The organism is Terrimonas sp. (assembly GCF_003075435.1).
Taxonomy (GTDB): Bacteria; Bacteroidota; Bacteroidia; order Chitinophagales; family Chitinophagaceae; genus Agriterribacter.
Genome location: NZ_QCZJ01000068.1, coordinates 1 through 2,470, shown reverse-complemented (window position 1 = coordinate 2,470; position 2,470 = coordinate 1). Strand labels below are relative to the sequence as shown.

3 protein-coding genes and 1 pseudogene are annotated in these 2,470 nt (G+C 38.1%); all 4 read left to right on the top strand.

Annotation, left to right across the window (positions count from 1 at the left end):
• Positions 1-122 precede the first annotated feature (122 nt).
• Positions 123-350: pseudogene (locus DC498_RS26680) on the top strand (RHS repeat-associated core domain-containing protein); the annotation flags it as partial.
• Entirely contained in the window at positions 324-1,079 is a 756-nt protein-coding gene (locus DC498_RS26615; RefSeq protein ID WP_255415877.1) for a M91 family zinc metallopeptidase, read from the top strand. The pseudogene DC498_RS26680 and the gene DC498_RS26615, both read left to right, overlap by 27 nt.
• 2 nt (positions 1,080-1,081) lie before the next feature.
• Positions 1,082-1,522, top strand: coding sequence for a hypothetical protein (locus DC498_RS25845; protein WP_116877015.1), 441 nt, complete (start codon positions 1,082-1,084; stop codon positions 1,520-1,522).
• A 293-nt stretch (positions 1,523-1,815) separates the two neighbouring features.
• Complete coding sequence (locus DC498_RS25840; RefSeq protein ID WP_116877014.1) at positions 1,816-2,277, top strand: transposase; 462 nt, start codon at positions 1,816-1,818, stop codon at positions 2,275-2,277.
• Positions 2,278-2,470: the final 193 nt, after the last annotated feature.

The window sequence follows — 2,470 nt, the reverse complement described above, 5'->3', positions numbered from 1 at the left end:
TTCAATTGAAAAGAAAAAACCGTTATTTTTAGGGCTGTAACGTAGTTCTTTGAGTTGATGCCTGGGCGTTGGGGAAGTTTTTGTAAAAGCATCAAAATGGGGATGGTAATTATTATCCGTTCGGACTGACAATGGCGGGGATAAGCTCCAAAGCACTGAAGCCCGGAACACCTGAAAATCGGAAGAAATTTAACGGCATCGAGCATACCACCGAGTTTGATTTAAATACTTACGATGCCTTCTATCGAAATGCAGACCCACAAATAGGAAGATGGTGGCAGATAGACCCGAAGCCAAACGAGATGCAAAGTCTTTACTCTATGATGGGGAACAATCCAATTTCAAATGCCGACCCTCTTGGCGATACGTTACGAGTATCATTTAGAGGAGGATTTTTAGGACTTGGTAGGAAACGAGAAGTAACTTATAATAACGGTACACTTACAAATAAAGATGGTTCAGCTTATACTGGAAAAGTTAAAGGCTTTTTAGGCAAAGCAGTAAATGCACTTAATACAATCAATGGTACAACTGACGGTGGTAAAGTTGTATCGTCTCTTCAATCATCCACTAATACTTTCACTGTAAAAAGCGCAAATCTTAATCCTAATAAACCTGGCTCAAGTGAGTTTATAGAGACAGGTAAGGATATTAATAAATCATATGCGGTTGCAATGACTGCAGCAGGACAGGGTAAACCTGTATTAGGTGGGGTCGGCGGCGATATATATTGGAATCCGTCAGGAACTTCATTACCAGTCGTTGGTGGCACTGGAGTTAGTCCCATTACTGATTTAGCTCATGAAATGTTCCATGCTTACGAAGCAAATGTCGGCATGTTGAATAATGATGACCCTCAAGGAACTGGGTTGTCCAGAATGGAGTATCGAGCATCTTATTTTGAAAATCAAATTAGAAATGCAATAGGACAACCATATCGAAGAGAATACTGGTTTAGGGATGCTTCAGGTAATCAAGGGATAGCTCCTCTCTTAGATGCAAGTGGGCGACCTATATATGTCCCACCTACTACCATTCCACCCTCATTACTTCCACTCGGAATTAATTTAATCTATTAGCTATGAAAAAGAATATCATCTACAGTATTTTAATACAAGTTTTTGTTTTGACAGCCTGCAGCACAAAAGTTGCATCTTTTAAAGTGAATGCGGATGGCAAAACTGTAAAATATAAAATGTCTGTCCCGAAAGGATATAAATACATCCCCATAGATTACCAACATGCGAGAGGGAAAATTTTTCTTTATCCTGATAGCTCAAGTTTGTTTTTTACAAACGATACAAAGTCAGGAATGATTTATCCAGAGAAGTTTAAGAAGTATGGCAGTGATGTAGGAATGAAATTTTTGACAAATGATACTTTAGTATTGAAAGGAAGCGATGATAAAGAGCGATATTGGGAAGAACGAAAATTAAAAAATATTGTGTATGGTTATATGAAAGTTCCACCAGACAAGAAAGAAATATTTGATAAGTTATTAAACAGCATTACAACTAAATGACAACAAAGCCCCTCACGGGGTTTTTGTTTTACGAAGCGAAAACTTTTTTTGCTTTATGCGATTGCAGAAAAGCATCCAGCATTTTTTCATCGCAGAGTTTTGTAATCATTAGTTCTTAAAGAGCGAATGTTCTCCGCGGAGTCTCTCCCCTAATAGCGCAAGCATATAAACCAGCGAAATAAAGCATGTTAGAAAATACTCAGGTAGCAGTCGCAAGCGTCCCGCTTGTGACGTTAATACCTGATGCCCTTAAATTAAATTTAGAAGCTGATTAATAATTTTTATATTTAATCATGAGTCGCAAATATAAGTTTGGCGATAATGATAAGCTTTATTTTATCAGTTTTGCGGTAGTATATTGGATTGATTTATTTATCCGGAATGAGTATAAGGAGATAATGCTGGAAAGCTGGCGGTTTTGTCAGCGTGAAAAGGATTTAGAAATATATGGATGGTGCATAATGACAAGCCATGTACACATGATTGTAGGTAGTAAAGGCAGAGCATTGGATAAAATAGTAGGTGAGATGAAGAGCTATACATCAAGAAGTTTAAGGAAAGCTATAACGCAACATCCCGGCGAAAGCCGTAGAGCATGGATGATGTGGATGATGAAACGAGCGGGAATGAAGAATGGGAATAATAATGACTGGCAATTATGGCAGCAGCATAATAAGCCATTGGAAATATTAAATAGCGAAATGTTTATCAAAAACTTGAATACATTCACCAGATGGCGCAAGCATATGAACTAATGCAATAAAGCATGTTAAAAATGCTCGGGTAGCAGGCGCAAGCGTCTCGCTTGTGCCGATAAATTGAAGTTTCAATTACTTTTAGAAATTATTTACTACAGCAGCGCAAGAGATTTTTATGGCAAAAGGGCTTGATTGTATAAACGGCACAAGCGAGACGTGGCTGTTGCACAACTAACGCACATATTGTGGA